Origin of the sequence: Brenneria populi, assembly GCF_036016195.1 — a bacterium.
GTDB lineage: Bacteria > Pseudomonadota > Gammaproteobacteria > Enterobacterales > Enterobacteriaceae > Brenneria > Brenneria populi.
In genome coordinates this window covers 25393-32373 of record NZ_JAYWTM010000041.1, presented here as the reverse complement: position 1 = coordinate 32373, position 6981 = coordinate 25393, and the positions used below count along the sequence as shown (strand labels likewise).

The following is a 6981-nucleotide window of genomic DNA, read 5'->3' as shown; positions in this document are numbered from 1 at the left end:
TGCTTTACTGTCTGCCCGTTAATGATGATTAACCAGCCTCGCAATAGCGGGGCTTTTTGTTGCCTGGAGAATGCATGAACCACTTAATGATCGACATCGAAACAATGGGGAATAACCCATCGGCCCCAATAGTTGCTATCGGGGCCGTTTTTTTTGAACCCAAAGCCGGTGAATTGGGACCAGAGTTTTATAGCCCTGTAACGCTTCAAAGTGCCATGCATGGCGGCGGCGTTCCCAATGCTGACACAATCATTTGGTGGCTAAGTCAGAGCGAAGAAGCAAGAGCGGCCATCTGCGTTAAAACTCCCCCGCTCATTGTTGTGTTGCATGAACTGAAGCAATTTGTTGTGACAAACAGCGACCCTAAATATCTACGTGTCTGGGGGAACGGGGCTGGATTCGACAACGTCATTCTGCGTGAGTCGTGCAAGCGGGAATGTTTCGGTGATATCTGGCAATGGTTCAATGACCGTGACGTCAGAACCATTGTTGAACTTGGACGGGAAATCGGATTTGACCCGAAAAAAGATATGCCGTTTGACGGAGAACGTCACAATGCGCTGGCCGACGCTATACACCAGGCCAAGTATGTTTCTGCTATCTATCGGCGCTTGCTTGCGCCCCACCAGCGGATTAAAGGGGAGTAACTATGGAAATTGAATTGATTACCGAAGAAGAGGTCTCAAAACGGATCGGTAGAAAACGCACCGCTCTCTGGAGACTGAAAAAAGAATGTGGTTTTCCCCAGCCTGTATTAACCCACCCGGCACGCTACAACCGATCTGCTGTTGAAAAATGGATTGCTGACGGCGGCGTTAACCGCCAACTTTCTTAACGTGCCAGAATACTTTCTCTGCGTACAATTCATACGCCTCTTTCTGCTCATCAAGCCAGTCGTGTTTGTTATACACGGCCATCACGCCTACCAACTCATGCCCTAGCATTTTTTCTATAACGTGGGGCATGACACCTTCCCCAGATAAATTGGTCGCAAGCGAGCGCCGAAAATCATGTGTTCGCCACTCTGGAATATCTATCTTTCCCCTCAGCTTTCTCATGTATAAATTTGCCGAAGAAATGTCGATCGGATTATCCAATGATTGACCAGGGAACAGCACTGCATTGCCTGAGTTAAGTAGTCGCTCAACGTATGGCTTAACGTGTTCAAATATGGGGCGCCGTATTACATTCCCCATTTTTGAGTGAGCACTTGGAGTTGTCCATATCATATCGTCCATGTTGAACTCATTTGATGTTGACAGGCGTAGCTCTGACAAGCGTGGCCCCCATAGCAGCAATAACTGATGAAGTACCCTGTTGGATGATGTGATTTTTGAGTTTTCCAAAGCCAGCCAGACTTTAGCCAACTCAGTGAATGTCAGAACCCGGCTGCCTATATCGGGCTTTTTACCGATGTTTTTAACGCTAAGTTTTGAAAGTTCACATGACGGGATTAGCTGCCTGTTGATACACCAGTTAATTACTGATCGCAATTGGACAAGCAGAACCCTAGCTTTCTTGCTGTTCGCTTTCTCCTGCTTATCGAAGAACCGAACCCAAAGTGAAACTGGTATGTTTTCAACAGGCATATCTTCAAACTCTGCGTACATCGTGTTGTACACGACAGAGCGGTACAATGTTTGTGTGTTGGGTTTGAGTGTAGAGACGTACTTTTCCCACCATTGGTCCAGGCAATCTTTGAGAGTCAGCATGCCATCATTACGGGCAAAATAGTTTTTAGGGTTTATGCCCTTCATGTACAATGCACGCATCTCTCCAACTATGACGCGAGCGTCTTTCAGAGCGGTTACAGGATAGCGGCCTATCGTGAGACGTACCGGTTTTCCATTCCAGCGATAACGGTATTGAAATGTCACGGTGCCAGACGGAGTTATGCGAGCGCTAAGACCGTCACCATCAGTTAGTTCCGGTGGCCCTTCATAAGGTTTTCCGTTGATGCTACGTAGCTTTGTGTCACTGAGCGCCATTCTTATATCCTGTACACACTGAATATAGTTATTCTGTACTCAAAATGTACTCAATGGCAAGTGAACGAAGTAGCATCACATTAAAACAGAGAAGAAAAAAGGCGAACAAAATTAAACGTAATCATTGATAGCCAGGGGTAAATCGCGGTAGCATACAAACATAGGCGAACAAGTAAAGACATGCCTAAACAACGTCCCCATAGTTAAATGGATATAACGAGCCCCTCCTAAGGGCTAGTTGTAGGTTCGATTCCTGCTGGGGACGCCAGAATCCTGCCCACCTACACCGCTAAAACGCTATTTTTACCCATAAAATCAATTAATTAAATAACACACGCGCTACTAATCCGGTTCGGCCTTCGCGGACTTTTGTTGCTACAGGCGCGGTTATGCCCCTTACGCACGCCGCGATAGCGGTACGGCTAAGCCACGGTTTTCCGCAAAGGCCCGTGTTTTTTGGCATGAACAGCATTGGTTAGAAAGAGCATGGCAAAAAACATAAATGCCAAAACAACTGCGCCTAAGAGATAAAACACGCTCGCAGAAAGGCGGCGATCAAAATTTATCGAGATATATTTGTATCGATATCTCAAACGCATGAAATAGCTTCATGCATGATATAAAAACCATTGACATGAAATAGCCGGATAGAAAGATGCGAATTGCCGAAAAATTCCTTTCTCTCCGTTATTATATATTTTCCCTAAATAGTTTCGCATATTAGCATTCCACTTTCGCCAGGCCGCGGCGATTGCCGGGATTAGAAATAACGCTCGTCACTGTAACAATTGAAACCATCACTACAATTAACCACGACCAAAAAATAACTGCGCCGACAATAAACTGAGAATTTGATCACGGATATTTATTTCGATTAGTGAAATAAATATAGCGTGTTTATTAATAGTGATGATGATCATGAAAAAAACGTATCAAGGGTTATTACTCACCTTATCTTTATATTCAATGGGCGCGATCGGCGCCATCCAGGGTCCAATTAACGTAACGGGCGGTACGATAGAAGGCAAGCTCTCCGCGGATAAACAGCTTGCCATATTTCAGGGTATCCCCTATGCGGCGCCGCCGGTAGGGGAATTAAGATGGAAAAAGCCGCAGCCGGTAACCCAATGGGACGGCGTTAAAAAAACGGACGCTTTCGCGGCCGGCTGTATGCAAAAAGCGGTGACCGGAGACAAACTGCCCTGGTCATCCGAATTTTTACATCAGGGTCCGATGAGTGAAGATTGCCTGTACCTCAATATTTGGAGCCCTGCGCAGTCCAATAAAGATAAACTGCCCGTTATCGTATTCATTCACGGCGGCGGTTTTGTCGAAGGCTCGGGCAGCGTACCGATCTACGATGGCGAAAACCTGGCGCGCAAAAACGTTGTTTTTGTGAATATTAATTATAGGTTAGGGGTTTTCGGTTTTCTGGCGCATGAAGAGCTGACGAAAGAATCAGGCGCTTCCGGCAACTACGGCCTTTATGATCAAATCGCGGCGCTTCGCTGGATAAAAACCAATATAGATAAGTTTGGCGGCGACAGTAATAACGTTACGATTATGGGGCAATCTGCGGGCGCGAACTCCATCGTCGTATTAAATGCATCGCCTTTGGCCCACGGTTTATATCATAAAGCCATCATGGAAAGCGCTCCCGGCAGCACTATCTCCAATTACGGTATTCGCCCGGCGGAGAGCCTGGGCACCCCGCTGGCCGACGCGGAAAAAAAGGTTGCTCAGTGGGCTAAGTCCTCAGGCTATTCATCCTTAGGCGATCTGAGGCGCGCGCCGGCCGGCGAATTGGTTGATCGGTATGCGGTAAATACGCCAATAAAGGGCGCGGTCATCGACGGAGCGTTATTACCGACGAGGATAGCCGAAATTTACCAACAAAATAAACAGAATGACGTTCCTGTTCTGGCGGGAATGAACAAGGATGAGAGAGGAAGCGAAGCTGATTACGGCAAATGGAGCCTCAGCGATCTCAACGCCTATGCCCAAAAATACTACGGTGAAAACCTGGATGCGTTTAACGCTTTATACCGGGCGCAGGATAGTCATGCGGCGGCGGTGACGCAAAAAAATCTTCTCCGGGACGAGCGTCTTTACGCAATGCAATGGATGGCTGACCTGAGAGTTCATTACGGCAGTCAGCCCAACTATCTATACTTTTTCAGCAAAGCGATTCCCTGGAAAGAGCATCCGAACTATGGCGTATTCCATTCCAGTGAATTGCCTTATGTCTTGCATAATCAGTCGAAGCTCAACCGCCAATGGGACGCGACCGATAAATCATTGGAAAACGCCATGTCCTCCTATTGGGTCAATTTTGCGGCCAGCGGCAACCCCAACGGCCAAGGCTTGCCCGTATGGACAGGCTATAGCCGGAGTGAAAAATCCGTTATCTGCCTGGATAAAGAGATCGGGATGTGTAATTTATTGAATAAAAGTAAAGAAGCGCTAATCGCCGGGAAAAAAGAGACGCCGTAATATAGGACATAACCAAGACCAATACGTTTTCACTAGCCATCATTTATTGATGGCTATTTTTTGTTTCCCGATCTGATTTCACGCGCGCGTCGGTTGCAACCGACGCGCATACCGACAGCGGACGCAGTCACTCGCTAACGCAACAAATGAATAAACCGCCGATAGCCTTTATCCCCTAAATAATTCGAGTTGCAGGACAAAAATACCAAAGCGTCTTTGCACAGCGCGTGCGCTGACCCCGAAGGGGTGAAGCCATCAGGCCGAATAACGCGGCAAGCGAAGGACAAATTCGTCAGGAACGAATTTGACCAGCCAACGGCTGGCCTCTGGTGAGAGACAGGATGTCTCTCATTTAATCCCGATGAGTTTACACAAGTCAGTGATTCGGGTGACTGACAAATCTGCTCTCGGCAGATTTGAACGCCGTTTGCGGCGGCCCCAACGGGCGAGCCCCACGGATGGGGCGAGTAACAAAGCCAACGCACAGGCAACTTGAAGTATAACGGGTATATAATTGCCTCCATAGTGGGTTCAGTCAGCCATCCTAACGGATAGCGTCTGAAGGTGGTTTGCGCAAGAGGTACCGCTTTTGAGGCTTACGGTTATAGTCATTGTCATTATCTCCCTGTTGGCTGGCGTATTTATGTATATGAACGATACCGCCCCGCTGCCGTGGTGATAGCGCAATAGAGGAATACTTAAGGAATTTTGGATGAAAACAGAAATAAAGCTCGCCGGCGTATTTATCGCGCTAACGGTCGTTGTCGGTTGTCGCGCCGGGAATGACGCCGCGCCCCCCAAATCGGTCGGCATGGCTAACCCGGCGTCGGTACATTGCCAGAAACAGGGCGGCAGGTCGGAGATGGTTAACACGGACAGCGGAGTAACCGGCTATTGCTTGCTGCCAAGCGGCGAGCGCATTGAAGAGTGGACGCTGTATCGTCGAGACAATAAAAAGTAATCGTCATCGAACGCGCGTTAAGGCCGGAAATATGCATTCCCGCCCGCGCGTAAATACGGCGCCCGGGCGGTTCACGCCCGCGGGGCTTTCTTCTCCCCCAGCGCCCGTTTGATAAATTCCATTTTGGCCGTCTGACGCCGCAATTCAAGTATGCGCAAAACGTCATAGATTTCGTCTGCGCCAAAACCGCTCTGCTTCAGTAAATTAATATCCTCAGCAAGCTGCGCGATCTCTTCTCTGCTGATATCCGGTCTCATTGTCCCTCCTTTCGGCTAACTATATTCGCCAGATTCCCCCCTAAACGCCGAAGGGAACCCGGCCGGAAGGCGTCATCATGCTTTTTTTCGTAAACGGGAAATCACGCTCACGACCAGCAAAACGATGATGCCGACGATAAGGCCAATCGCCAAATTCGCCAGGTTCGTCATCAATACGGCGCTCAGGCCGCCGAAGCGCGCATCAAAATCGGCGATCGTATGATGAAGCAGCGGCACGCCGTGCGCCACGATGCCGCCCCCGACTAAAAACATCGCCAGGGTGCCGACGATGGAGAGAAATTTCATCAGTAAAGGCGCCAGCACCAGCAGTCCGGCCCCGATCTTTTTGGCAAGCGCGGAAGTCCGCTGCTCCAGCCACATGCCGAGATCGTCCAGCTTCACGATACCGGCCACAATGCCGTATACGCCGATAGTCACCAGAAGCGCGATCCCCGACAGCACCGCCACCTGATTAAGCAGCGGCGCCTCGGAGACAATCCCCAGCGTAATCGCCACGATCTCGGCGGAGAGGATAAAATCAGTGCGGATCGCCCCCTTTACCTTCTCGTTTTCGTAAGAGGACGCATCGGCCTGAGCCGCCGCCAACAGCCGCTGCTGCCGGGCCTGCGGCGTTTTTTCCTCTTTGCCGTGACGCAGCGTATGCACCACTTTCTCCGCCCCTTCGTAACAGAGATAGGCGCCGCCGATCATCAGCAACGGGGTAATCGCCCAGGGAATAAAGGCGCTGATCAGCAACGCCACCGGAACCAAAAACACCTTATTGAGCAAAGAGCCTTTGGCGACGCGCCAGACAACCGGTAATTCGCGGTTTGCTTTTACGCCGCTTACCTGCTGGGCATTCAGAGACAGGTCGTCGCCTAATACGCCGGCCGTCTTTTTAACCGCCATTTTTCCCATAACGGAGATATCATCCAGCAGCGTGGCGATATCATCCAAAAGCGTCAATAAACTCGCTCCAGCCAAAACATTTTCCTCATTTATACCCGCCATGCGTCGAGCCGCATGCGCGCCGGCTTGGTTACTCCCTCTGCGGGGGCGCCGCAGAGGCGGTTCAAAAAAACGCGTTTGGCGTTTTTATTCTGCAAATCGAATTAATTAGGGTATCGCCAATAAGAAGCCGCCGCCCGAAATCATCATAGACGGAAACCTCGCGGATTCCCATGCGCGCCGTTATGGCCGCGCGGGGTTATATCGCGGGCAAACAGTGTTCAAAAAACGTCTATTCGGATATAACCAATTAATAAACATGCAATTTTTATTA

7 protein-coding genes and 1 tRNA gene are annotated in these 6981 nt (G+C 49.5%); 5 read left to right on the top strand and 3 right to left on the bottom strand.

What is annotated here, in order from left to right; genetic code table 11:
• Positions 1-74 precede the first annotated feature (74 nt).
• Complete coding sequence (locus VSX58_RS21475; RefSeq protein ID WP_327619861.1) at positions 75-647, top strand: 3'-5' exonuclease; 573 nt, start codon at positions 75-77, stop codon at positions 645-647.
• A 2-nt stretch (positions 648-649) separates the two neighbouring features.
• Positions 650-835 carry a helix-turn-helix transcriptional regulator gene (locus tag VSX58_RS21470; protein WP_327619860.1) on the top strand — a complete coding sequence of 62 codons (186 nt, stop codon included), beginning with the start codon at positions 650-652 and terminating at the stop codon, positions 833-835.
• Here VSX58_RS21470 and VSX58_RS21465 read toward each other — a convergent pair.
• Positions 816-1988 (bottom strand): tyrosine-type recombinase/integrase, encoded by a 1173-nt coding sequence (locus VSX58_RS21465; protein WP_327619859.1) that lies wholly within the window; start codon positions 1986-1988, stop codon positions 816-818. The genes VSX58_RS21470 and VSX58_RS21465 overlap by 20 nt on opposite strands.
• Before the next feature lie 193 nt (positions 1989-2181).
• On the opposite strand from VSX58_RS21465, the gene VSX58_RS21460 reads away from it, so the two are divergent.
• From VSX58_RS21460 to VSX58_RS21450, 3 genes are all read left to right on the top strand, one after another.
• Positions 2182-2256, top strand: a tRNA-Arg gene (locus tag VSX58_RS21460).
• Positions 2257-2906: 650 nt separating this feature from the next.
• Entirely contained in the window at positions 2907-4481 is a 1575-nt protein-coding gene (locus VSX58_RS21455; protein WP_327619858.1) for a carboxylesterase/lipase family protein, read from the top strand.
• Between the two features lie 712 nt (positions 4482-5193).
• On the top strand, positions 5194-5442 hold the full coding sequence (locus VSX58_RS21450) for a putative hemolysin (protein ID WP_327619857.1): 249 nt from the start codon (positions 5194-5196) through the stop codon (positions 5440-5442).
• A gap of 71 nt (positions 5443-5513) precedes the next feature.
• On the opposite strand, the gene VSX58_RS21445 is transcribed toward VSX58_RS21450, so the two are convergent.
• Positions 5514-5699, bottom strand: coding sequence for a hypothetical protein (locus VSX58_RS21445; RefSeq protein ID WP_327619856.1), 186 nt, complete (start codon positions 5697-5699; stop codon positions 5514-5516).
• 75 nt (positions 5700-5774) lie between these two features.
• Positions 5775-6683, bottom strand: coding sequence for a DUF808 family protein (locus VSX58_RS21440; RefSeq protein WP_327615663.1), 909 nt, complete (start codon positions 6681-6683; stop codon positions 5775-5777).
• Positions 6684-6981 lie beyond the last annotated feature (298 nt).